23 protein-coding genes are annotated in these 23161 nt (G+C 60.0%); 5 read left to right on the plus strand and 18 right to left on the minus strand.

The window, feature by feature from the left end:
• Nucleotides 1–5: 5 nt before the first annotated feature.
• Nucleotides 6–791: a 3-hydroxybutyrate dehydrogenase gene (locus BUB72_RS05905; protein ID WP_073141571.1), complete on the minus strand. Its 786-nt coding sequence runs from the start codon at nt 789–791 to the stop codon at nt 6–8.
• A gap of 128 nt (nt 792–919) precedes the next feature.
• Between BUB72_RS05905 and BUB72_RS19175 the strand changes: the two genes are divergently transcribed.
• Both BUB72_RS19175 and BUB72_RS05915 read left to right on the plus strand, forming a co-directional pair.
• The gene (locus BUB72_RS19175; protein WP_083588579.1) at nt 920–1807 is read left to right on the plus strand and encodes a calcium-binding protein; all 888 of its coding nucleotides are present in this window, start codon (nt 920–922) and stop codon (nt 1805–1807) included.
• Nucleotides 1808–2044: 237 nt separating this feature from the next.
• Complete coding sequence (locus tag BUB72_RS05915; RefSeq protein ID WP_073141574.1) at nt 2045–3856, plus strand: extracellular solute-binding protein; 1812 nt, start codon at nt 2045–2047, stop codon at nt 3854–3856.
• 138 nt (nt 3857–3994) lie between these two features.
• Here the strand turns inward: BUB72_RS05915 and BUB72_RS05920 are convergent, their stop codons facing one another.
• The 5 genes from BUB72_RS05920 to BUB72_RS05940 form a co-directional block, all read right to left on the minus strand.
• Nucleotides 3995–4339: a VOC family protein gene (locus BUB72_RS05920; protein WP_073141577.1), complete on the minus strand. Its 345-nt coding sequence runs from the start codon at nt 4337–4339 to the stop codon at nt 3995–3997.
• Between the two features lie 54 nt (nt 4340–4393).
• Entirely contained in the window at nt 4394–5098 is a 705-nt protein-coding gene (locus BUB72_RS05925) for a DUF502 domain-containing protein (protein ID WP_073141579.1), read from the minus strand.
• An 84-nt stretch (nt 5099–5182) separates the two neighbouring features.
• Entirely contained in the window at nt 5183–6100 is a 918-nt protein-coding gene (locus BUB72_RS05930) for a pseudouridine-5'-phosphate glycosidase (protein WP_073141581.1), read from the minus strand.
• Nucleotides 6097–6972 carry a PfkB family carbohydrate kinase gene (locus BUB72_RS05935; protein ID WP_073141583.1) on the minus strand — a complete coding sequence of 292 codons (876 nt, stop codon included), beginning with the start codon at nt 6970–6972 and terminating at the stop codon, nt 6097–6099. Before BUB72_RS05935 ends, BUB72_RS05930 begins: the two co-directional genes overlap by 4 nt.
• Before the next feature lie 45 nt (nt 6973–7017).
• Nucleotides 7018–7434, minus strand: a complete 417-nt coding sequence (locus tag BUB72_RS05940; protein WP_073141585.1) for a hypothetical protein — start codon at nt 7432–7434, stop codon at nt 7018–7020.
• Nucleotides 7435–7726: 292 nt separating this feature from the next.
• Between BUB72_RS05940 and rpsB the strand changes: the two genes are divergently transcribed.
• Entirely contained in the window at nt 7727–8536 is an 810-nt protein-coding gene (gene rpsB, locus BUB72_RS05945; protein WP_073141588.1) for a 30S ribosomal protein S2, read from the plus strand.
• A gap of 79 nt (nt 8537–8615) precedes the next feature.
• Nucleotides 8616–9491 (plus strand): translation elongation factor Ts, encoded by an 876-nt coding sequence (gene tsf, locus BUB72_RS05950; protein ID WP_073141590.1) that lies wholly within the window; start codon nt 8616–8618, stop codon nt 9489–9491.
• A gap of 396 nt (nt 9492–9887) precedes the next feature.
• On the opposite strand, the gene BUB72_RS05955 is transcribed toward tsf, so the two are convergent.
• The 9 genes from BUB72_RS05955 to BUB72_RS05995 all read right to left on the minus strand — a co-directional run bounded on the left by BUB72_RS05955 (nt 9888) and on the right by BUB72_RS05995 (nt 19149).
• On the minus strand, nt 9888–10649 hold the full coding sequence (locus BUB72_RS05955) for a LuxR family transcriptional regulator (protein WP_073141592.1): 762 nt from the start codon (nt 10647–10649) through the stop codon (nt 9888–9890).
• Nucleotides 10646–11089, minus strand: coding sequence for a type II 3-dehydroquinate dehydratase (gene aroQ / locus BUB72_RS05960; RefSeq protein WP_073141594.1), 444 nt, complete (start codon nt 11087–11089; stop codon nt 10646–10648). The genes BUB72_RS05955 and aroQ overlap by 4 nt, the downstream gene beginning before the upstream one ends.
• Before the next feature lie 459 nt (nt 11090–11548).
• On the minus strand, nt 11549–12235 hold the full coding sequence (phoB, locus tag BUB72_RS05965) for a phosphate regulon transcriptional regulator PhoB (protein WP_073141596.1): 687 nt from the start codon (nt 12233–12235) through the stop codon (nt 11549–11551).
• Nucleotide 12236: 1 nt separating this feature from the next.
• Nucleotides 12237–12956, minus strand: coding sequence for a phosphate signaling complex protein PhoU (gene phoU / locus BUB72_RS05970; RefSeq protein WP_073141598.1), 720 nt, complete (start codon nt 12954–12956; stop codon nt 12237–12239).
• Between the two features lie 11 nt (nt 12957–12967).
• Nucleotides 12968–13771, minus strand: coding sequence for a phosphate ABC transporter ATP-binding protein PstB (gene pstB / locus BUB72_RS05975; protein ID WP_073141600.1), 804 nt, complete (start codon nt 13769–13771; stop codon nt 12968–12970).
• A 2-nt stretch (nt 13772–13773) separates the two neighbouring features.
• On the minus strand, nt 13774–15543 hold the full coding sequence (gene pstA / locus BUB72_RS19240; RefSeq protein WP_083588594.1) for a phosphate ABC transporter permease PstA: 1770 nt from the start codon (nt 15541–15543) through the stop codon (nt 13774–13776).
• A gap of 20 nt (nt 15544–15563) precedes the next feature.
• A complete protein-coding gene (pstC, locus tag BUB72_RS05985) occupies nt 15564–16940 on the minus strand; it encodes a phosphate ABC transporter permease subunit PstC (protein ID WP_073141604.1) in 1377 nt (458 codons plus the stop codon).
• A gap of 61 nt (nt 16941–17001) precedes the next feature.
• Nucleotides 17002–17982, minus strand: coding sequence for a PstS family phosphate ABC transporter substrate-binding protein (locus BUB72_RS05990; RefSeq protein ID WP_073141606.1), 981 nt, complete (start codon nt 17980–17982; stop codon nt 17002–17004).
• A gap of 141 nt (nt 17983–18123) precedes the next feature.
• Entirely contained in the window at nt 18124–19149 is a 1026-nt protein-coding gene (locus tag BUB72_RS05995; protein ID WP_073141608.1) for a sensor histidine kinase, read from the minus strand.
• A gap of 138 nt (nt 19150–19287) precedes the next feature.
• Here BUB72_RS05995 and BUB72_RS06000 point away from each other — a divergent pair, with 138 nt between their 5' ends.
• Nucleotides 19288–19689, plus strand: coding sequence for a hypothetical protein (locus tag BUB72_RS06000; protein WP_139250614.1), 402 nt, complete (start codon nt 19288–19290; stop codon nt 19687–19689).
• Here BUB72_RS06000 and BUB72_RS06005 read toward each other — a convergent pair.
• Genes BUB72_RS06005 through obgE form a run of 3 tightly spaced genes read right to left on the minus strand, consistent with a single transcriptional unit; the run spans nt 19686 to nt 23128 of the window.
• Nucleotides 19686–20951, minus strand: coding sequence for a glutamate-5-semialdehyde dehydrogenase (locus tag BUB72_RS06005; RefSeq protein ID WP_073141612.1), 1266 nt, complete (start codon nt 20949–20951; stop codon nt 19686–19688). The genes BUB72_RS06000 and BUB72_RS06005 overlap by 4 nt on opposite strands.
• A gap of 33 nt (nt 20952–20984) precedes the next feature.
• The gene (proB, locus tag BUB72_RS06010) at nt 20985–22103 is read right to left on the minus strand and encodes a glutamate 5-kinase (protein WP_073141614.1); all 1119 of its coding nucleotides are present in this window, start codon (nt 22101–22103) and stop codon (nt 20985–20987) included.
• Nucleotides 22091–23128: a GTPase ObgE gene (gene obgE, locus BUB72_RS06015; RefSeq protein WP_073141616.1), complete on the minus strand. Its 1038-nt coding sequence runs from the start codon at nt 23126–23128 to the stop codon at nt 22091–22093. The genes proB and obgE overlap by 13 nt, the downstream gene beginning before the upstream one ends.
• Nucleotides 23129–23161 lie beyond the last annotated feature (33 nt).

A 23161-nucleotide genomic window follows, 5' to 3' on the forward strand; every position in this document is an offset into this window, starting at 1 on the left:
TTTTATCAAAGTGCCGTCCAGCCACCATCGACGCTAATCGTGGTGCCTGTGATCTGCGTCGCCGCGTCCGAGCACAGGAAGGTCGCCACACCGCCCAACTGTTCAGTGGTGGCGAACTCTTTGGACGGCTGGCGTTCCAGCATGACCTCTTTGATCACGGTCTCGCGGTCCATGTCGTATTTCTTCATCGTGTCGGGGATTTGCGACTCCACCAATGGCGTCATCACATAGCCCGGGCAGATGGCGTTGGCGGTGATCGGCTCGCGGGCGGTTTCAAGTGCGACGACCTTGGTCATGCCGACAACGCCGTGTTTGGCGGCGACATAGGCGGATTTGAACGGCGAGGCGGTCAGGCCGTGGGCCGAGGAAATGTTGATGATCCGGCCCCAGCCCGCCGCGCGCATCATCGGCAGAGCGACAGCGGTGGTGTGGAACACGGAGTTCAGCATGATGGCGATGATGGCGTCCCATTTTTCCACCGGAAACTCGTCAATGGGGGCGACATGCTGGATGCCTGCGTTGTTCACGAGGATGTCGCACTTGCCTGCGGTCTCGATCAGGCGGCGGGCATCGTCGCCTTTGGACAGATCGGCTTGAATATAGCGGGCCTCGTTGCCGGTGACTTGAGTGATCTCGTCGGCCAGCGCGTGATCTTCTTTGTTGGCGGTGTAGGAGTTCAAAACCACATTCGCGCCGGCCTTGGCCAGTTCGCGGGCAATTCCCAGACCAATGCCGGAGTTGGAGCCGGTGATGACAGCGGTTTTACCTTGGAGCGGGGCAGGGAGGGTCATGGGCGTGGTCCTTTTGGCGCAATGTGTTGCCCCTGACATATATTGCTGCACCTGCGAAATGAAGGGCGAAAGGCGGTGGTCTCGCGGAGTTTACCGAATCTTGGAGTTTTGCCTTGTTAGATGCGGGCATGAAAAACCCGTTTGATCCCGACTTCACCGCGCTTTTGGTGCCTGATGTAATCCCTTCGATAGCGCAAATGCGCAGCGCGGGGGTCACGCAAACTGGCGGGGGCGATGACGACATTCTAACCGGAACCGAGGCTGGCGAGACGATCCGTGGCGGTGATGGCAACGACGTGATTGGCGGCTTGGCCGGGGATGACCAGATTTGGGGTCAGAACGGCAATGACCGTATCCAAGGCGGGACCGGCCACGATCGTGTGAATGGTGGAAATGGCGATGACAACCTTGATGGCGGCGACGGAGACGACCTTGTGGCAGGCGGCGCGGGCAACGACACGCTGCGCGGCGGATCGGGTGATGACCGGCTGTATGGCGGGTCGGGCAATGACACGATGGAAGGCAACCGCGGCGATGACAGCCTGTACGGGCAGGCAGGCGACGACGTACTGACCGACACGGCGGGAAATAACCGCCTCAACGGCGGCGCCGGAGATGACGTGCTGCGCGTGGGGTTAGGGAATGACCGGCTGAATGGCGGCGCTGGCGACGACACGCTTTACGGATTTGGCGGACGCGATACCCTGACAGGCGGTGCGGGCGCGGATCATTTCATCTTTGTCAGCGACGGGCTGACAGGTGACAGCGAAATGATCGTGAACGACTTCACCCATGGCGAGGACCGGCTGGCGCTGGAAATTACCATGGACGAAGCGGCGGTCGATGTGATGGCGTTGTTTATGGCCCATGCCACGCAGCAGGGCCCCAGCGTGGTCTTCGAGATGCCGGGCGAATTGCTGGCACCGAACACCAGCCTGACCATCCGCCTGCGCGGCGTTGAACTGGACGCGCTAACGGTGGATGATTTTCTAGGGCTGGAGACCAGCCTGTTCTGACCTGCAGCCAACTGCTCCATCCACATCGCTCCGCCTAGGCAAAGCCAAAAAAAAACGCCAGCACGAAGCTGGCGTTAAGTTATTGAGGCAGGTTTCATACAGGCAAGAAACCTATCGAGCAGTGACACCTTTATAAGCATTTGACCGCCACCCGCCAAGCTAAAAGTTTGAAAAGGTTGGAAACCCTGCGTAGCATGATCCTCAATCAGAGCAGGGCGTCGAAGGATTGTTACCGAAATGAAGTCAAACTATTTCCAAACCGTGCGCAATGGACTGGCCAGCGCCGCGATCCTTGCGGCCAGCGCCGCATTTGCCGAGCCACAGCATGGCATAGCTATGTATGGCGACCCCGCGCTTCCACCAGACTTTGTGTCTTTGCCCTACGCGAATGCCGATGCGCCCAAAGGCGGCAAGATCGTCACCGGCGAGGTCGGCGGATTCGATTCGCTCAATCCGTTTATCCGCAAAGGACGGGTGCCGTGGCAGCTTCGCTTCCTCGCATTTGAAAGCCTGATGGGTCAGTCTTGGGACGAGCCTTTCACCCTTTACGGGCTACTGGCGGAAACCGTGGAGACCGATTCGACGAATCTCTGGGTGGAATTCAAGCTGCGGCCCGAGGCCCGATTCTCGGATGGCAGCCCCGTGACCGCCGAGGACGTGATCTGGTCCTACGAGACCTTGGGCACCATTGGCCATCCGCGCTATGCCGGAACCTGGGCCAAAATCGAGACATCGGAAGTAACGCCGGACGGCAAAATCCGCTTCACCTTCAAAGAGCCGGACCGCGAACTTGCCCTGATCATGGGCATGCGTCCGATCCTGAAGAAAGCGCAATGGGACGGTGTCAGCTTTGAAGAAAGCGGGCTTGATACGATCCCGATTTCCTCCGCCCCCTACATTATCGACGACTTCGAGGCGGGCCGCTTCGTGTCGCTCAAGCGTGACCCCGACTATTGGGGCAATGATGTGCCGTTCCGGCGTGGGACCAACAATATCGACGAGCTGCGGATGGAGTTCTACGGCGACGCCACAGCCATGTTCGAGGCGTTCAAGGCGGGCGAGCTGAACACCATTCGCGAGACCAGCACCGCCAAATGGGCGCAACAATACGACTTCCCACGTGTCACCAACGGGCAGGTGGTGAAATCCGAGATCCCGCATCAGCGCCCCACGGGCATGAACGGCTTTGTGATGAACACCCGTCGCGACATCTTCAAGGACTGGCGCGTGCGCGAGGCGATGTTGCAGGCGTTCAACTACGAGTTCATCGACGAGAAGCTGAACGGCGAAGAGGGGCTGCCACGCATCGCGTCCTATTTCCACAACTCCGTCCTGGCGATGGAGAACGGCGAGGCGACCGGCAAGGTCGCAGAACTTCTGGAGCCCTACAAAACCACGCTGTTGCCGGGGACATATGAAGGCTACGCGCTGCCGACAGGCGACGGATCAGCCCGCAACCGCGCTGGCATCCGCGAGGCGTCCCGCCTGCTGGAAGAGGCGGGCTGGGTGGTGAAAGACGGCGTGTTGACGGGGCCGGACGGCCACCCGTTCGTCTTTGATATCCTGCTCAAGCAAGGCAGCGCGGAGCATCAGTCCATCGCCAATATCTACAAAGAGCATCTGGAACGCTTGGGCGTCTTCCCGACGATCACCGTGGTCGACAGCGCGCAATATCGAGAGCGTACCGACGCCTATGATTTTGATATGACGCACTTTATTCGCGGCTTGTCCCTAAGCCCCGGCAACGAACAGATGTCATATTGGGGCAGTGACGGGGTGGTCAGCCCCGGATCGCGCAACCTGATGGGGATGAATAGCCCTGCGGCGGAGGCGATGATCCAGACCATGCTGACCTCCGAGAGCCAAGAGGACTACCGCGCGGCGGTCAAAGCATTGGACCGTATCCTGACGGCAGGGCGCTATGTGGTGCCGCTGTGGTATTCCAACGTCTCGATGCTGGCGCATGACGCGAACCTGAAGTTCCCTGACAAGCTGCCGGTTTACGGCGACTGGATCGGGTTCCAGCCGGATGTGTGGTGGTCGGAGTAGGACGAATTATAAAAGACTTTTGCTAACCGGGAAGGACTGTCCTGACACAGATGACTTTGTGAGCGTTAGAGAATTTGTAGGGCTTAGCCGCTGACAGCTCTAATTGTCGCGTTTAGAAATGGTCAGTCCTAAAAGCCCCTAAAGATCGTGGTGAAAGTAGAAGACGTTGCCGTAGGCATCCTCCACGGTAAACTGCCTCATACCCCACGTCGTATTCCGAATTGGATCGGTGATTTTGGCACCTGAGCGCGTAAGCTCCGCGAAGGCCGCATCAACGTCCTCGGTGAATATCCAGAACACACCGTTTTGGATATTCCCGACTTCTTTTCGAAAAAAGTTGGCACAGTTTCCGTGGCTTACTGCGCCAATGCCGCCTGCTTCGTCATGCCAAGATATTTCGAAACCCAGATAGTCGCGGTAGTATTCTTGCGCCGCAAGAACGTCCGGGACAGATAATTCTGGGGTTGGTTGTGCAATTTCCATGCTTTTCGCCCTTCACTCTCAATTGGGCGACGGCCTTGCCCGGCCTCAGACTATCTACTGCGCCGCCAGTTCCGCCGGAGGCTTCGACGGGTCTTCCTTGTTCGGATAGACCAGCCCCGCCGAGATCACCAGTTTCGCCGCGTCTTCCACACTCATGTCCAACTCGATGATATCCGATTTCGGCACGAAGAGCAGGAAACCTGAGGTCGGGTTCGGCGTGGTCGGCAGGAAGACCGACATCAGCCCGCCCTCGGTCGGGATGCCACGGGCAACCTCGCCTTTGGCGCTCGTGGAAATAAAGGCAATCGCCCAGATGCCACGACGGGGATATTCGACCAGACAGGCCTTCTCGAACGAGGTTTCGCGCTGCGAGAACACCGTCTCGGCGATTTGCTTGAGACCGTTATAGATGGAGCGCACGACGGGCATGCGGTCCACGAGGTTCTCGCCGAACCGCAGCAGGGACCGGCCCAGAATGCCCTTGCCCATCCAGCCGATCACCATGGTGAACAGCAAGAAGAATACCACCCCGACACCGCGCAGGTTGATGCCGATATATTGCTCGGGGCGGTAGTGATAGGGGACGAAGGGCAGAACCCAGCTGTCGATCCAGCCCACGACGCTCCAAGTCAGCCACATGGTCAGCCCGATAGGGGCAATCACCACCAGCCCGGCCAAAAAGTTGCCGCGCATGCGCGCGAACAAACTCGCCTTGCGAGGAGGCTTTTTGTGGTCAGGGTCCAAATCGTCCAGCAGCATCGGCGCGTCAGGTCTTTCTTAGTGTTGCGTTAACGTATGTATGGTTCCGCATGCCATCCGACAAGCAGCCAGTGAAACAAGTCGTCAATTCGCCCCGATTTGGGTCAGGTTGCGCGCTATTTCCGCTGCCAAACGCGCATTGTTGAGCACAAGTGCGATATTTGCCTCCAACGACGCGCCATTGGTTAGCTCGAAAATGCGTCCCAATAAAAACGGCGTGACGGACTTGCCGTCGATCCCTTGCTCTGCGGCCTCTTGCAATGCTTGCGCGATGATCGGCGCCAAGGTGGCGGCGGGGATTTCGGCGAAGGCGGGGATCGGGTTGGCTACCAGCTGCCCGCCGGGCAACCCCAGAGCACCCCGCATCCGATGCGCTTTGGCGATGCTGGCGGCGCTATCCATGCGCAGGGGCGCCGCAAGATCGGACTCGCGGGACCAGAACGCGGGCAGGGTGTCTTGACCATAAGCGATGACCGGCACCCCGAGGGTTTCCAAGACCTCCAGCGTTTTCGGCAGGTCAAGAATGGCCTTCGCCCCCGCAGCAACCACGGTGACCGCGGTTTGGGACAATTCTTGCAGGTCAGCGGAGATATCGAAGCTGTTTTCCGCACCGCGATGCACACCCCCGATGCCGCCCGTGGCGAACACTTCGATACTGGCGAGGCGGGCGGCGATCATCGTGGCGGCGACGGTGGTCGCGCCTGTTCCACCCGTGGCGATGCAGGCGGCCATGTCGGCGCGGGACAGTTTGGCAACATCCTTGGCTTGGCCCAGCGTCTCCAGCTCGTCGGAGGTCAGCCCGATATGCAGCTGGCCTGCGATAACCGCGATGGTCGCGGGCGTGGCCCCTTGGTCGCGAATGGTTTGCTCGACCTTGCGCGCGGTTTCCACGTTTTGCGGGTAGGGCATGCCGTGGGTGATAATCGTGCTTTCAAGCGCCACGACCGGCGTGCCTGCGGCTTGGGCGGCTTCAACCTCGGGGGCGTAATGCAAGGGGATCAATAGCTATCTCCGGAAATATAGGTGGCGGTTGCGGTCATGGCGTTTTGCAGCGCCGCTTCGGGTGTAGCGCCTTTGGCTTCGGCTGAAATATGCGCCGCCATGAAAGTGTCGCCCGCGCCGGTGATGCGCTTCACCTGCACCTTGGGCGGCGTGAAGGTTAACAGTTTGTTGCCCATGGCCAGCGATGCGGCCTCTGCGCCGTTGGTGACCAGCGCGCGGTGCAACCCTTGGGCAAGCAGGGCCGTGGCAGCGGTCGCACTGTCGGTGAAGGTGGTGTCGAGCAGCAGCCCCGCTTCTTCAAGGTTTACATAAAGCGTGGCGGTTGGATGGGCCAGAAACGGGCGCAAGCGTTCGGCCTTGCCGGGGGAGGCGGGCGCGAGGCGCAGATCGGCCTTGGCGAACGCAGCATCCGCAGCGATCTGGGTGAGCAGGTCGACGGTCAGGTTTCCGTCCAGCGCCACAAGCCCGGTCCAGCCGGACAAGGCAGAAGTCATCGGAGCGAGGATCGCATCACCTGCCTGCTCCAGTGAATGGGCGTCGGCGATGGCGGCGATCAGCCCGTTGCGGCCTTCGATGGCCATGTAGCGGTCGGTGGGCAAATCGTCGGGGCGGTGGATGTGGTCGGTGACCATCCCCATACCCGCACAGGCGCGCAGAAGCTCGTCGCCTTCGGCATCACGCCCGATCGCGGTCAACAGGGCAGGGGTCATGCCATAGGCTTGCAACGCCATGGCGATATTCATCGCGACACCGCCCGGCACACGGGTGATGCGGCCGGGGCGGTCGTGACCGCGCTCCATCTCGTGGTCGTGGCGTCCGATGATGTCCCACAGGACCGCACCGATGCACAGGATGTCAGGTGTCTTGCTCATGGCCATCTTCAAATCAGGCCATGAGCGGGGGTTCAAGAGGGCATCTTAGTAAACCGGCTCGTCAGTCGGGTCGTCGGTCGGGCCTTCAGATACCGCTTCTGCCACAGTTTCGCTCGCTGCCGGAGGAGGAGGCGCTGCAATCGCAGCCGCGGTAGGGGCCGCGCGCGACGCAGCTTCCTCGACCGCGCCACAGACTCGGGAGACATGGCTTGGCAGATCATGTGGCGCGACGCCCACAGTGCTGGCCAGATAGGCCACAACACGTCGGTCACGGTAGAAGATTTTACGGGTCAGCCCTTCCGAGCCCAAGCGGATATCCCGAGAGCTGCCTTGGGTGACAATACGGAGCACTGGCTCGTAGACGCCGGGGCTGGTTTGGACATTGCAACGCATGGCATCCACGGCAAAGGTAGGAGCGGTGGAGACCGCTGCGGCGAAGATCGCGAGAATGACAGTTTTCATTATAATTACTCCAAATACGGGTTAAGAACCCAATCACGCTGCGCCCGCACAGCTGCGTTGACTAGGGTGCGGGCGTCGAATGCATGGCATTTTCACCCTGTTCTCACGCATCACTCACCTTTTGGTCCCCAAACGGGCCTTTGGGGCTTGCAGCACAGGGGGGCTTGGGGTATCTGGCGCTCACTTCGCAGGCGGGGTCGGGCCGATTGGGGGAGAAATCCCATGACGTCCACCGGTTGAGGCAAACGCCTCTGACACCCCGCTGAGGCTTAAACCGGAAAGGAAAACGGACATGGCTTTGCCAGAATTTTCGCTCCGTCAGCTACTTGAGGCTGGCGTTCACTTTGGTCACCAAACCCAACGCTGGAACCCGCGTATGGCCCCGTATATCTACGGCGCCAAGAACGGTATCCACATCATGGACCTGACCCAAACCGTCCCCATGCTGGATCAAGCGCTGCAAGTTGTGCGCGACACCACAGCAAAAGGCGGCCGCATTCTGTTCGTCGGCACCAAGCGTCAGGCACAACGCCCGATAGCCGAAGCCGCAGAGAAATGCGCCCAATACTACATGAACCACCGTTGGCTTGGCGGCACGCTGACCAACTGGAAAACCGTGTCCAACTCGATCAACCGTCTGCGGTCCATCGACGAAGCTCAGGAAAACGGCTTCACCGGCCTGACCAAGAAAGAGCGTCTGGGCATGGAACGTGACCAAGGCAAGCTTCAGGCTTCCCTCGGCGGCATCCGCGAAATGGGCGGCGTTCCTGACCTGCTGGTCGTGATCGACGTCAACAAAGAAGATCTGGCCATCGCGGAAGCGAAAAAGCTGGGTATTCCGGTGATTGCCGTGGTCGACACCAACTGCTCGCCAGACGGCATCGACTACCTGATCCCGGGCAATGACGACGCATCGCGCGCCATCGGCCTGTATTGCGATCTGGTGGCCCGTGCGGCGCTCGACGGCATGCAAGCGCAAATGGGCGCTGCTGGCGTTGATCTAGGTGCTATGGAAGAAGCTCCGGCTGAGGAAGCTGTTGCTGCGCCTGCCGAGGCACCTGCTGCTGAAGCTGCCGCCGCTGAGGCCCCTGCAAAAGCCTAAAGCTTTCGCACGCTAATCTATTGCCCGAAGGCCGATCGCGGCCTTCGGGATCAACCCACCTCTATTCAGGAGAACCAAGATGGCGATTACCGCTGCAATGGTGAAAGAACTGCGCGACTCGACAGGCGCAGGCATGATGGACGCGAAAAAAGCGCTGACCGAAACAGATGGCGACATGGAAGCCGCTGTAGACTGGCTGCGCACCAAAGGTTTGGCGAAAGCTGCCAAGAAATCCGGCCGTACCGCCGCCGAGGGCCTTGTGGCCGTCAAAGTTGCAAACGGCGTTGGCGTTGCTGTGGAAGTGAACTCGGAAACCGACTTCGTTGGTAAGAACTCCGAATTCCAGGCCATGGTTGCTGGCGTGGCTGACGTGGCGATCGGCGTTGCAAACACCGAAGAGCTGGCTGCTGCCGACATGGGTGGCAAATCTGTCGCCGACGTCATCACCGCCAAGATCGCCACCATCGGCGAGAACATGTCCCTGCGCCGCATGGCCCGTCTGGAAGGCCCTTCGGTCGTGTCCTACGTGCACAATGCTGCTGCGGACGGCATGGGCAAAATCGGCGTTTTGGTTGCCCTGTCCAGCGAGAACGAAGCGTTCGGCAAGCAGGTCGCCATGCACGTGGCCGCTGTGAACCCTGCGTCGCTGTCCGAAGCTGATTTGGACCCGGCTGTTGTTGAAAAAGAGAAAACCGTTCAGATGGACATCGCTCGTGAGAGCGGCAAGCCTGAAGCGGTAATCGAGAAGATGATCGTTGGCCGCATGAAGAAGTTCATGGCCGAGGTGACCCTGCTGAACCAACAGTTTGTTGTGAACCCTGACCTGACCGTCGCTGCGGCGGCCAAAGAAGCTGGCGTGGAAATCACCGGTTTCGTGCGTCTGGAAGTGGGCGAGGGCATCGAGAAAAAAGAAGAGAACTTCGCAGAAGAAGTGGCGGCAACGCTGAAAGGCTAAGCCTTTTCCAATCTTTGAAATTGAAAACGGCGCGCGGGACAAACCCGACGCGCCGTTTCTTTATGGTCAGACCCCCACGCTGGGGATGATGCGGGCCCGACAGGGAGGAGAGTAGCATTCACCGAAGGCTGTCGAGACCTTCTGCGAACGTGCGCCAAACGGGGCAACCCCGAGCGGCAACAACCCTTGGAAATGCAAGGTGCACCCTAACATATGCCTCACGGCCGAAACCGTCACTCTAAGGCATAGCAAAACTATTACGCCGCGGTGCGGAAAATCAAAGTACGGCTTTCCATACCTCGACATTGCGCACCCGCACACCATCAAAATTCGCCGACCCTGTCGACCAAGCGACGCCGGGGAAACAGGCAGGGATTTCGGCAGAGCAGGGGGGCGTTAGGACGAGTTTTCGATCAGGAAGAACTGGTTCTGGCTCGACGCTTTCAGGATCGCTTGCGCGGTCGTATCAACGTCCAAAGTTTCGCGAGCCAGCCTGAGGTGCTTTTCGATCGTTGCGGGGTTCAGCCCCATGATCGTCGCCGTGTCCTGAATGGTCTTGCCGTCGGCCACCCATTCCAGAACTTCGCGTTGACGCGCGGTGAGGGGGCGGCGCTGTCCGGTTGTGTGGGGCAATTGCGTTACCTTGAGATGCATGACCTTATTGGCCAGTTCCAGATCATCCCCGTATTTGTCCCAAACCGCGTCCACGTCGTCTTGTGACAGCCCGCGCCGCGCCGTCAGACCGGTTGCCCCTTTGGCGCGCATGGACACATCGTGGAAGCTGACAGTGTAGCCCGCGGTGACGTCCAGCCGTTGGTTGAGTGCGACGACCTCCATCTCGCCAGGGGACAGTTTTCCCGTCATGGCAAGCTCTTGCATCATCCGCCAGCTGCACGCGCCCACGTTTTCTGCCGCCCAAGCGACCATCGGACCCTGATAATAGGCACCGTCACCAACGAAATGCTCGACATAGGCGGGGTCGTGATTGGTCAGGATCAACGCATCTTGCAGATCGCCCAGCGTGGTGCCGGTGCGAAATCGCGTATAGCCGTAGACGATGCGGTCAAAGCCGAATTCCGCCATTTTAGCCGTGTGCAGCGACCAGACGTCCTCCAGCGAGTTGCTGGCAATGAGAGCGCTGAGATGCTCTTGTATCATGATCCCGTACCAAGGTGGGCTGCAAGCGCGTCAAGCGCCAGCACATATCCTTTCGCACCGAAGCCGGCAATTTGGCCCAATGCGACGGGGGCGATAAAGGATTTGTGCCGGAACGCCTCGCGGGCGTGAATGTTGGACAGGTGCACTTCGACCACCGGCAGCTCGACCGAGGCGATTGCATCCATCAGCGCCACCGACGTGTGGGTGAACGCGCCTGCATTCAGGACGATACCGCCATGGGTACCCTTGGCATCATGGATCGCGTCGATCAACACACCTTCGTGATTGGATTGCAGGCAGCTTACCTTTATTCCCAAGGACTTACCGTGCGTTTCGCACAAATCCTCCACGTCAGCCAATGTGACGGAGCCGTATACTTCCGGCTGACGGGTTCCCAGCAAATTCAAATTTGGCCCATTGAGGACTAGCACAGACGTCATCGACGGTTCCTTAAGAATACCGAACAACTACCTAGGACGCGAAACAGGCCCTGTCGAGTATTTTACAGCTAAACTTCCAATACTTCACAAGACCACGCTGTAGGTCGTGTTGTCAAACGCACGTTTCACGCTGCCGAATAAGGCTAGGGACCGCTAAATTGTGCTCGTCATCGGGTCCGATCTTCCGAGCGGTGCGCTTGACGTTGGTCATATGTCATTCCAATTGCGCGCATCGGGTGAATATAAGTCGCGGGTGCAAGTCGAGACATCGGCAGGGGTGCAATGTGACAGACGGACGTTTCGGTAAGGATATACGGTTTGCAGGGGTTCACTTCCTAACAAACGATTTACCTATAATCAGTATTATGTAAATAATTAGTTAATGTAGAAACGGCGACCTGATAGCTATAACCTTTAAGTGCTTGATACTAATATCAAGTTACCGGACAGCGCTGTGCCTCACCCCAAGGCATAGCCCGCACCACGGACCGTTCGCACCGGATCTCTGCCACCGTTCGCACACAGCGCTTTTCGTAATCTGCCGACGTGAACATCGACCGTGCGTGTGTCGACATAGATATCGCGGCCCCAAACTCGGTCCAGCAACTGCTCGCGTGACCACACACGTCCCGGCCGCTCCATGAATGTCGCCAGAAGCCGGAACTCCGTCGGGCCAAGCTTCAGCGCTACATCACTGCGGAACACGCGATGTTCTTCGACATCCATGACAACGTCTTCGAACTCAAGCCTGTGACCCACCGCCGAGGGCCGTGAGCGACGCAACTGCGTGCGAATGCGCGCCAGCAGCTCTGCGACAGAATATGGTTTAACAACATAGTCATCCGCGCCCGTCTCCAACCCGCGCACGCGGTCTGTTTCCTCGGAGCGCGCAGATAACATAATCACCGGAATGTCTCTGGTTTCAGACTTTGCCTTGATCTGGCGGCAAATTTCGATGCCCGACACGTTTGGCAACATCCAGTCCAACACGACCACATCCGGCGCGTGTTCCTGCACCATCAACAGTGCCTCATCGCCGTTTTCGGCAGTCTCGACCAGATAGCCCTCGGCGCGGATATTATACGCGAGAACCTCGCGTTGCGCGGGATCATCTTCAACAACAAGAACAACAGGTTGCGGCACAATCCTAAACCTTACCTAGCGCGCTGTCTGTCGATGTCCGATCTTGTTTTTCGCGACCTTCGTCCGGCATGTCACCGGTCACCAGATAGACCACCTGCTCGCATATTGAAGTTACATGATCGCCCATGCGTTCCACGTTTTTTGCTATAAAATGCAAGTGCATACAGGCCGTAATGTTGCGCGGGTCTTCCATCATATGGGTCAGGAATTCGCGGAACAGCGCATTATACATCTGATCCACTTCGCTGTCGCGTTGGCGGACATCCTCGGCCAGTTCCACATCACGCTGGATATACGCATCCAGCGCGTCTTTCAGCATCACATTCACCAATTGCGTCATCCGGCGCAGCGCACCGCCCGTTCCCGTTATAGCGGGCATTTCTGACAGGACCGAGGTGCGTTTGCCAAGGTTCTTGGCATAATCGCCCATGCGTTCGAGGTTGCCGGAAATCTTGAGCACCGACAGCACCGTGCGCAGATCACCCGCTGTCGGCGCGCGCACGGCAATCACGCGGGCCACCTCGGACGCCACCTGTTCTTCCAGCGCATCAATCAGCTTGTCGTTGCGCCGGACTTGCTCGGCCAGCTCTGTGTCACGCATTTCCAGCGCCCGTGCGGCGTCGGAAATCGCCGTCTCCACCAGTCCGCCCATCTGCATGATCAGCGCCTGAACGCCCTCAAGATCACGGTCAAAGGCGGAGGCTATATGTTCCTGGTCCATCATATCCCTGCTCCCTACCCGATCCGTCCGGTGATGTAACTCTCGGTCCGGCTGTCTTCGGGGTTGGTGAAAATCTTATTCGTATCGCCGTATTCTACGACGTTTCCCAAGTGGAAGAACGCGGTTTTCTGACTGACCCGCGCGGCTTGCTGCATGGAATGGGTCACGATGACTACAGTGTAGTTCTGCCGGAGGTCGTCGATCAATTCTTCCACTTGCGCCGTGGCGATGGGGTCTAGGGCAGAGCATGGCTCGTCCATCAGTAAAACCTCCGGCGCTGTGGCGATGGCGCGGCCGATGCACAGGCGCTGCTGCTGGCCGCCGGACAGGCCAGTGCCGGGCTGGTGCAGGCGGTCTTTTACCTCATCCCAAATCGCGGCGCGGCGCAAGGATTGTTCAACGATTTCATCAAGTTCCGCCTTGTTCTTCGCCAAGCCGTGAATGGTTGGGCCATAAGCCACGTTATCGTATATCGACTTGGGGAACGGGTTCGGCTTCTGAAACACCATGCCGACGCGGGCGCGCAGCTGCACAGGGTCGACGGACTTGGCGTAGATGTCCTGCCCCTCAAGCAGGATGTCCCCCGTCACGCGGCAGATATCGATCGTGTCGTTCATCCGGTTGATGCAGCGCAGGAAGGTGGATTTGCCACATCCCGACGGCCCGATAAAAGCAGTTACCGCCTTGTTTTCGATCTCAAGGTCGACGTTCTTGATCGCATGGGTATCGCCGTAGAACACGTCCACGCCTTTTGCGCTGATCTTGATATCCTTGGACATGGTCCGCTCCGTCAAAAGGGTCTGGGTTGTATCGAGCATGTCTACCACCGTCTTTCAAATCTTTTGCGCAGGATCACGGCGATGGCGTTCATCACCACGAGGAAGAAAAGCAGCACGCATATCGCCGCAGAAGTGCGGGCCTCGAACGCGCGTTCGGGGAAGTCGGACCAGCGGAACACCTGCACCGGCAGCACCGACGCGCTGTCGGTGATGGAGCCGGGGATATCCACGATGAACGCCACCATGCCGATCATGATCAGCGGCGCGGTCTCGCCCAGAGCCTGCGCCATGCCGATGATCGTGCCGGTCAGGATGCCGGGCATGGCGAGCGGCAGCACATGATGGAAGGTGCATTGTAACGGTGACGCGCCAAGGCCCACGGCGGCGTCGCGGATTGACGGCGGCACCGCGCGGATCGCGGCTCGTGCGGCGATGATGATCGTGGGCAGCGTCATCAGCGCCAGCACGATGCCGCCCGCCAAGGGCGCGGACCGTGGTACGCCGAGCACACCTAAGAACACCGACAGACCAAGCAAGCCGAACACGATGGACGGTACGGCGGCGAGGTTGTTGATGTTGACCTCCACGAAGTCGGTCAGCTTGTTTTTCGACGCGAATTCCTCAAGGTAGATCGCCGCCAGAACGCCCGTGGGGAAGGCCAGCAGGAAGGTCACCAGCATGGTCCAGAACGAGCCCGCGACCGCCCCCCAGATGCCCGCCAGCTCCGGCTCGCGGCTGTCGCCTGCGGTGAAGAAGCGGGTGTTGAAGACCACATCTACCCTGCCCTGCGCCTTGAGCTGCTCGATCCAGATGATCTGGTTATCAGACACTTTACGCGAGGCTTCCGGCAGGTCGGTGGTGTGAAGCCCCCAGGAATTCGTAGCATTCACCGCGCGCTCCATCGGCACGACCGCTTCGGCCAGACCACCGTTCGGTGTAATGCGGGTCATCTTCAGCCAGCCACCGGCGACGTTGATCAGCACCGAGCGGTTGTTTTCGTCCAGCACCTCGTCGCCGCCTTGTGCAGCTGCACGGGCTTCCAGCTTATCGGCTTCGGCCAACAGCGCGTCGCGGGCGGCGGCGCGAGCGTCTGCCAGCTTTTCGTTCTTTTCGCGCTCCTCGGCGGTGTCTGCCGCTTCGGCGCGGCGGGTGAATTCAACCACGCCGTTATCTTGCAACCGCGCCTGACCGCGCAGTTTGGCGGCCTCGACGGTCAGACCCTCTTTCACGCGGTCCAGTGCTTTGCCGAAATCATCGGCGGTCGAGGACACAATGTAGGTGTCGCCATCTCGGGAAAGGGTCAGATTGCCTGTGACCGGCTTCGACACCAACTCCCCGAACGCACCTTTCAGATACAGGTCGGTCACGTCAGAGGCGAGGAACGGATAGTCGATGGTCTGGCCCACCAGCGACGGGTCGGCGGCGACCTTGTCGGCCAACTCGAACGCGGCACCCGACGAGGTCAGGTCGTATAGCTCGCGTCGCGTCGTGCGGCCCTTGGCGTTTGGAAACTGCTCTTTCAGCATATCCTTGGTCAGCCCCGAGAAGTCCGCGCGGCGGATAATCTTGGGATCGCCCGTGCCGTCGGGATCAATCTCGGACGCCTCCAAGGTGATCGGCATCGTCAGATAGGTCTCGGTCAAAGCCCCGCCCGCCTTGGTGAACACCGACCCCAACAGCGCAACCAGCGCCGCTGCCGCCAGTGACAGCGCGATAATGCCGTAAGCCTTCAGCCGCGTCTCGGCGGCGCGGCGCTTGCGCACGCGCTTGGTCGAGGCCGCATCCCCGTGGCGCGCGCTGAGTGTTGTCATGTCAACCATTTGCCAAGCCCCTAGTCATACAGTTCGCGGTATTTGCGCACCACACGCTGCGCCGCGATGTTCATCAGCAGGGTCACGCAGAACAGCGTGAATCCCAAGGTGAAGGCAGGGCCTGCGGCGGTGGACGCCTCTGTGTCGCCGGTAATCAGCATGACGATTTGCACGGTCACGGTCGTCACCGCCTCCAGCGGGTTGGCGGTCAGGTTCGCCCCCTGCCCTGCGGCCATGACCACGATCATCGTCTCACCCACCGCGCGGGACACGCCCAGCAGCACGGCGGAGACAATGCCGGGCAAGGCGGCGGGCAGCACGACCTGACGGATGGTTTCCGCCTTGGTCGCCCCCAACCCGTAGGAGCCATCACGCAAGCTCTGCGGCACGGCGTTAATCACGTCATCGCTGAGCGACGAGATGAAGGGGATAATCATAATCCCCATGACGATGCCCGCCGCCAATGCGCTCTCGGACGCGATAGTCAGCCCGATCGCCTCGCCAGAGTTGCGGATGAATGGTGCCAGCGTGATCGCAGCGAAGAAGCCGTAGACGACCGTGGGAATACCGGCGAGCAACTCCAGCATTGGCTTGGCCCACGCACGGACGCGAGGGCTGGCAAAATCGGACAGGTAGACTGCGGAAAACAGCCCCACAGGGACAGCGACCAACATGGCGATGACGGTGATCATCAGGGTGCCTGCGAACAGGGGCACCGCACCAACCTTGTCGGGGTCCAGCTTGCCCGCCTGCACGCCTGACAGCGGCGACCATGTGGTGCCGAACAAGAATTTGTGGACCTGCCAGTCGATATTGTTGAAGAAGTTGATCGTCTCGAAGATCAGCGACAGGACGATGCCGACCGTGGTCAGCACTGCAATGGCGGCGGTGAGCATCAGGATGCGGCGGATGATCGTCTCGGACCGATTGCGCGCCCGCCAGTCGGATGAAATCTTGCCAAGCGCCCAAAGCCCGGCAACCAGCGTCGCGACAAGCGAAACGATGACTGTGCCCCAGTGATGCAGCGCGCCTAGACGTGCGACCTGCTGCGCGATCTCCAACCGCAGCGGATCGGATTTTGAGGCGATACCACCGGAGGCCAGCGCACGGGCGTCGGACAGAACCAACTCGGCCTCGATCGGGGACATGTCGGGTTGGGCGGACAGGATCGCGGACAGCAGATGCGTCTCGATCCACACCGCCCCCATGGTTCCCAGCAGCAGCAACACTGCGATGCCGCAAATCGCCGAGAGCAGAAGTGCGAGGATGCCGTGGAAGTTCGGACGCGAATGCAAAAGGCGCACGTCCCCGTGCACCACAGCCACCGCACGACTGCGCCCGATGACGAAAAACGCCAGCGCCAGTGCAAGGATCGCAAAGAAAGTCAGTGTCAGCATCCGTTCCCCCGAAGGACTGGTGCAGGGGCCGCGAGTTGCTGCCCCTGCCCTGAGTTTGCGTCTAGTTCCACTCGTTGCCCGTCATCGGGCTCAACGATTTGACATTGCCCGAGATCGTCTCGAACACGTCTTCGGGCAGCGGGATCAGACCCTTGTCGACCAAATAACCCTCTTCACCGGCAGCCGCGTCGGACATGAACTCGTCCGCGAATTCCTGCAGGCCGGGAATCACACCCACATGCGCGTTCTTGATGTAGAAGTAGAGCGAGCGGGACACCGGATAGGCGCCATCCGCGATGTTGTCGAAGGTGGGCTCGACCCCGTCCACGCTGGAGCCTTGCAGCACGTCCGAGTTCTGGTCGAGGAACGAGAAGCCGAACACGCCGATCGCGTTGGGGTTGGCTTCCAGCTTGGAGACGATCAGGTTGTCGTTCTCGCCAGCCTCGATATAGGCGCCGTCCTCGCGAATGGTGATGCCTTCACATGCGATGCCTGCGCCTTCGCAGCCCTCATGCATGACCAGTTCTTCAAACGCATCACGGGTGCCGGAGGATGGGGGCGGGCCAAGTACCTCGATCTTGATCACGGGAAGCGACGGGTCAACGTCGGACCACATCTCGGGCAGCGGGCCTTGGGCAGCAAGTGCTGTGACCAGTTGTTCGCGGGTGACGTTCAGGACGGGTCCGCCCTTGGCGTTGGCAATGACGATGCCGTCATAGCCGATGATGGCTTCTGTCACTTCGGTCACGCCATTGTCGGCGCAAAGTTTGAACTCTTTCGCCTTCATGCGACGCGATGCGTTGGTGATGTCGGGATGCTCGGTGCCGACGCCTGCGCAGAACAGCTTCAGACCGCCGCCGGAGCCGGTAGATTCGACAACAGGTGTCTGGAAGTCGGTCGAGCGGCCAAATTGCTCGGCAACTGTGGTGGAAAACGGGAATACGGTGGACGAACCGACGACGCGGATTTGATCACGAGCATCGGCAGCACTTGCAGCTGCAGCGAGGATTGCGGCAGAGGCCACGGTTTTGACGAACGACATAAGGTCACTCCTTTGGTGTCATGTGCGCGCCCCCACCCCCTTGGTGGCAGCGCATGACCGGCGGTCTAAAGACGCCGTGCTGACCTTTTGTGAAGCTTTCGTAACAGTTTCATGACAATGGGCAGCCGTTCCGAAGAAATGTCACTGCGCGCGCGGGAAAAACACCGAGAAACAGCTTCCAATGCCTTGTTCTGACGTGATTTTCAGCCGACCTCGATGTCTGGAGACGATATGTTTGGCAATCGCCAAACCAAGGCCCGTTCCGCCCTGATCGCGGCTTCTGTGGTCGTCCACGCGGTAAAAGCGTTCGGTCAGGCGGGGCAAATGTATCGCATCGATTCCCTCGCCCTCGTCGCGAATGTCGACCCGCACCGCCGGTTGACGCAAAGCCAGGTCCCGATCCAGATTTTCAACGCCAATATGGATGGTTTTCCCTGTGCCACCATATTTGATCGCGTTCTCGATCAGGTTCAAAAACAACTGGGTCAGCTGATCACGGTCTCCAAGGATGGGAAAGCTGTCCCTCAAAGCGTCCGCAGAAACGGTCACTGACGCATCTGACAGCTTACCTTCCAGCGTCGCGACCACCGAACGCAGCACCGCCGCCAAATCCACCTGATCGCGCGGGCGGATACGTTCATCCACCTCGACGCGGCTAAGCGACAGCAGGTCGGAGACCATCCGGTTCATCCGCTGCGCTTCGCGGTCCATGATGGTTAAAAAACGGTCATGAGCATCGACATCTCCGCGCGCAGGGCCTCGCAGGGTTTCGATAAACCCAATGAGGCTGGTCAGCGGCGTACGCAGCTCGTGGCTGATATTGGCGACGAAATCACGCCGCATTATCTCGCTGTCTTCTTGCTGCGTTTGGTCTTCGAAACTCAGCATCGCACCGCCATCCGGCAACGGGTTCGCTCGACAGATATAGGTGTTTTCACCCGATAAGCCGGACAGCAGAAACCGTGCCTGCCCCGCTTGGGCAGCGGTCAAGCTTGCGTCGATCACGGCCAGCACAGGCGCTTGCCGCACCAGCGACACGACACTTGCACCCCCCAGATCACGGTTGAACATCTCCGACGCGGCAGAGTTTGCCAACCTGATCCGGCTGTCATCGCCAATCAGCAACACAGGCATCGGGATGCCTTCCAGGACTGCTTCGAGTGTCATTCTGGCCTCTTGATCACGCCGCCATCGCTACATCTAACCGCAGCCCGAGGACAGGGAAACCTGTCTTGTGCGGTTTGGCGACGCTGATAGCCTAGAGAGGTGACGTGTAGCGTACAAAACCACCCGGGAGGACGCATATTGGACAGCAGACTTTCGCAACCGGCCTGCCAGGTATCCCCGAACAGGCATCCCAAATACCCGCCTGTGATACTTGTCTTGGGGCTGAACCACGTTGACCTGATCCGCTTGCCATCCGGCACGATACCACCGAACGCACTGGTGCATTTCGCGCCAGTTAGCGCGTTGGATGGCGAAGTTCTGGCCGAGTTGAAGCCAACGACGATCATCTCTGGGCTGGTGTCACGTGGCTCTGACGCTGTTGATCTTGCGGGACGATTGGCGGACCTGAAATACGAGGGCCAATATCAGGTGCTGACGACCGCCCTGCCTCGCCCCGCCATGGTTCGCGCAGAGATATCAAGCGTCGCACCCGATATTGATGTGCAACTGCTCGAAATCCCCGTGCAATCCGGTGTTTAGCTGCGGATCGTTCCGTCACCGGTGACGATATATTTGAACGACGTCAGCTGCTCCGCCCCGACAGGGCCGCGCGCGTGCATTTTGCCCGTCGCGATGCCTATCTCAGCGCCCATCCCGAACTCCCCGCCATCGGCGAACTGGGTCGAGGCATTGTGCATCAGGATTGCGCTGTCCAGCCGCGTCAGGAACAGATCAGCGGTCGCCTGATCCTCGGTCATGATGCAATCGGTGTGGTTGGAGCCGTATTGCCGGATATGATCCATCGCCTCTTCGACGCTGCCCACCGTTTTGGCGGCGATCTCCATGTCGAGGAATTCGCGGCCCCAGTGTTCGGAGTTCGCCGGACTGGTGCCATCAATTTTCGCCAGCTTCATATCGGCATCCACGGTCACACCCTTGTCGAGCAACGCGCGGATGACGCCTTGCCCGATCGTGTCGACCACATCTTCGTGGATCAACAAACACTCCGCCGCGCCGCAAATCCCGGTGCGGCGGATCTTGGCGTTCAGCACTACGTTCAGCGTTTTCACAGGGTCTGCCGCCTTGTCGATGTAGATGTGAACGATGCCTTCGAGATGAGCAAAAACCGGAACACGGGCTTCGCGTTGCACGAGGCCGACCAGCCCCTTGCCACCACGCGGGACAATCACGTCGATATAGTCGGTCATCGTCAGCATTTCCGACACCGCCGTGCGGTCGCGGGTTGGCACAAGCTGGATTGCGGCCTCTGGCAGCCCTGCATCTTTCAGGCCCTGCACCAGACAGGCGTGAATGGCACCGGAGGAATGAAAGCTTTCCGAGCCGCCGCGCAGGATCACCGCATTTCCGGCCTTCAGGCACAGCGCGCCGGCATCGGCCGTTACGTTAGGACGGCTTTCATAAATCACGCCGATGACCCCCAAAGGCGTGCGCACCCGCTTGATGTGCAAACCAGACGCCATATCCCATTCGGTGATCACTTCGCCCACAGGATCCTTTTGATCGGCCACCGCGCGCAGCCCGTCCTGCATCGCGCGGATACGGTCCTCGTCCAGCATCAAGCGGTCCATCATGGCGGGTGACAGACCTTTTTCGCGGCCATAGTCGAGATCCAGCTTGTTGTCCGCGATGATTTTGTCGCGGTTGGCCCAAACGGCGTCTGCGGCACTGATCAGGGCAGCATGTTTGCGCTCGGCGCTGGCAAAGGACAGTTCGGCGGCGGCGGCACGGGCTTGTTGGCCTATCTCGGCCATCATTGCAGGGATGTTCACGTCTTGGGTCATGGGGTGGGACCTTCGGGGAAATTTCGAGTGCGTTTAGAGCACCATATCATCGCGGTGCACAAGAGCGGCGCGACCGGGGTAGCCAAGCAGGTCGGCAATCTCGGAGGACTGATGGCCCTTGAGAAGCTCCGCCTCCTCGGCAGTGTAGCGCGACAGGCCGACGCCGATATTCGTGCCGTCCGGTCGTTGCAGCGATACAGGATCACCGCGGTCGAACTGGCCCGAGACCTGCGTAACCCCTGCTGGTAGCAGGGATTTCCCGCGACCCAAGGCTGCGACCGCACCATCATCCAGTATAAGTGCGCCTTGCGGTTTCATCGCGGAAATCCAGCGCTTTCGGGCAAGTTGCGGATCGGTATGCGGGACAAACCAGCTGGCATTGGCACCGTTTTCCAACGCATCCAGCGGCGTCATGATGGAGCCCTCGGTGATCACCAGCGCGGCCCCGCCAGCCATTGCGGTTTTCGCCGCCATGACTTTGGTTTTCATCCCGCCTTTGGACAGGCCGGACCCTGCGTCCCCTGCCATGGCTTCGATCTCGGGGGTGATCTCGGTGATCACCTCCAGCCGCGTGGCGGTCGCATCCTCACTGGGGTTAGCGGTGTAAAGTCCGTCCACATCGGACAGCAACACCACCAGATCGGCCCCGACGGTCACCGCCACCTGTGCGGCCAAGCGGTCATTGTCGCCATAGCGGATTTCGTCCGTCGCGATGGTGTCGTTCTCGTTCACGATCGGCACGACCCCCATGCTTAAAAGCTGCTCCAGCGTCGCGCGGGAATTGAGGTAGCGGCGGCGATCGCGGCTGTCTTCCAACGTCACCAAAACTTGCGCCGTGGTAATCTCGTGCGGGGCAAGCGCCTCTTCATACGCGCGGGCCAAGCGGATTTGACCGACGGCAGCGGCGGCCTGCGATTGTTCCAGCGGCAACGGCCCCGCCCCAAGCGCCAGCACCGTGCGCCCAAGCGCGATGGAGCCGGAGGAGACAAGAACCACGTCCTGCCCACGCCGTTTCAGGCGCAGAACATCTTGTGCAAGGCCAAGAAGCCAGTCTTCGCGAAGCGCGCCTGTGTCGCGGTCCACCAACAAGGCAGAGCCGATTTTGATGACGACACGCTTTGCGTTGCGCAGATCTGTCGCTACGGGCGCCATGGCTCAGGCTCCTCGCTGGCTTTGGCGATGCGCAGACGATCCTCCTGAATCTCGGAGCGCACCGCGCGCAGCACCTCGGTTAGACCTTCGCCGGAAACGCCGGACATCATCATCACCGGACCACCGCACGCAGCTTCCAGCTCGGCTTTCTTCTCGGCCCGCTCGTCGTCATCCAGCGCGTCAATCTTGTTCAACGCAGTCACACGCGGCTTGTCCGCCAACTCGCCGCCATAGGCTTCGAGCTCTGTGATAATCGTTTGGTAATCCTCGGCCACCGTGTCCGAGCTGCCATCGACCAGATGCAACAGCACCGCGCAACGCTCCACATGGCCCAAGAAGCGGTCCCCGATGCCTTTGCCCTCGGAGGCCCCAGCAATCAGGCCCGGAATATCGGCCATGACGAATTCGGCGTTGTCTACGCCAACCACGCCCAGATTGGGGTGCAGTGTGGTGAACGGGTAATCGGCAATCTTCGGGCGCGCGTTCGACGTCGCGGCCAAGAACGTAGACTTACCCGCATTCGGTAAGCCTAACAGGCCGGAATCCGCGATCAGCTTCAGGCGCAGCCACAAGGTCCGCTCCACCCCCGGCTGGCCCGGATTGGCGCGGCGTGGTGCTTGGTTGGTGGCGGACTTGAAGTGCAGGTTGCCCCAGCCACCATTGCCGCCTTGCGCCAGCACGACGCGCTGGCCCACTTCGGTCACATCCGCGATGACGGTTTCTTCGTCTTCATCAAGGATTTCGGTGCCTACGGGTACGCGCAGGATGATGTCCTCCCCGCTTTTGCCGGTGCGTTGCTGGCCCATGCCGCCTTGGCCGGACTTGGCAAAGAAATGCTGCTGGTAGCGGAAGTCGATCAGGGTGTTCAGACCCTCCACCGCTTCGGCGATCACATCGCCGCCCTTGCCGCCGTCGCCGCCATCGGGGCCACCATATTCGATATATTTCTCGCGCCGGAAGCTGATGCTTCCGCCCCCGCCGCCGCCAGAGCGGACATATACCTTTGTGAGGTCGAGAAATTTCATAGTCTTTGGCCTTTCAAGCGGAGTGGCGCAGCC

This window comes from Litoreibacter ascidiaceicola, assembly GCF_900129235.1.
Classification (GTDB): Bacteria; Pseudomonadota; Alphaproteobacteria; order Rhodobacterales; family Rhodobacteraceae; genus Litoreibacter; species Litoreibacter ascidiaceicola.

Coding starts and splice junctions, on each gene's coding strand:
- BUB72_RS05905 (WP_073141571.1), bottom strand. CDS start 791: ATGACCCTCCCTGCCCCGCTCCAAGGTAAAACCGCTGTCATCACCGGC.
- BUB72_RS19175 (WP_083588579.1), top strand. CDS start 920: ATGAAAAACCCGTTTGATCCCGACTTCACCGCGCTTTTGGTGCCTGAT.
- BUB72_RS05915 (WP_073141574.1), top strand. CDS start 2,045: ATGAAGTCAAACTATTTCCAAACCGTGCGCAATGGACTGGCCAGCGCC.
- BUB72_RS05920 (WP_073141577.1), bottom strand. CDS start 4,339: ATGGAAATTGCACAACCAACCCCAGAATTATCTGTCCCGGACGTTCTT.
- BUB72_RS05925 (WP_073141579.1), bottom strand. CDS start 5,098: ATGCTGCTGGACGATTTGGACCCTGACCACAAAAAGCCTCCTCGCAAG.
- BUB72_RS05935 (WP_073141583.1), bottom strand. CDS start 6,972: ATGAGCAAGACACCTGACATCCTGTGCATCGGTGCGGTCCTGTGGGAC.
- BUB72_RS05940 (WP_073141585.1), bottom strand. CDS start 7,434: ATGAAAACTGTCATTCTCGCGATCTTCGCCGCAGCGGTCTCCACCGCT.
- rpsB (WP_073141588.1), top strand. CDS start 7,727: ATGGCTTTGCCAGAATTTTCGCTCCGTCAGCTACTTGAGGCTGGCGTT.
- tsf (WP_073141590.1), top strand. CDS start 8,616: ATGGCGATTACCGCTGCAATGGTGAAAGAACTGCGCGACTCGACAGGC.
- BUB72_RS05955 (WP_073141592.1), bottom strand. CDS start 10,649: ATGATACAAGAGCATCTCAGCGCTCTCATTGCCAGCAACTCGCTGGAG.
- aroQ (WP_073141594.1), bottom strand. CDS start 11,089: ATGACGTCTGTGCTAGTCCTCAATGGGCCAAATTTGAATTTGCTGGGA.
- phoU (WP_073141598.1), bottom strand. CDS start 12,956: ATGATGGACCAGGAACATATAGCCTCCGCCTTTGACCGTGATCTTGAG.
- pstB (WP_073141600.1), bottom strand. CDS start 13,771: ATGCTCGATACAACCCAGACCCTTTTGACGGAGCGGACCATGTCCAAG.
- pstA (WP_083588594.1), bottom strand. CDS start 15,543: ATGACAACACTCAGCGCGCGCCACGGGGATGCGGCCTCGACCAAGCGC.
- pstC (WP_073141604.1), bottom strand. CDS start 16,940: ATGCTGACACTGACTTTCTTTGCGATCCTTGCACTGGCGCTGGCGTTT.
- BUB72_RS05990 (WP_073141606.1), bottom strand. CDS start 17,982: ATGTCGTTCGTCAAAACCGTGGCCTCTGCCGCAATCCTCGCTGCAGCT.
- BUB72_RS05995 (WP_073141608.1), bottom strand. CDS start 19,149: ATGACACTCGAAGCAGTCCTGGAAGGCATCCCGATGCCTGTGTTGCTG.
- BUB72_RS06005 (WP_073141612.1), bottom strand. CDS start 20,951: ATGACCCAAGACGTGAACATCCCTGCAATGATGGCCGAGATAGGCCAA.
- proB (WP_073141614.1), bottom strand. CDS start 22,103: ATGGCGCCCGTAGCGACAGATCTGCGCAACGCAAAGCGTGTCGTCATC.
- obgE (WP_073141616.1), bottom strand. CDS start 23,128: ATGAAATTTCTCGACCTCACAAAGGTATATGTCCGCTCTGGCGGCGGC.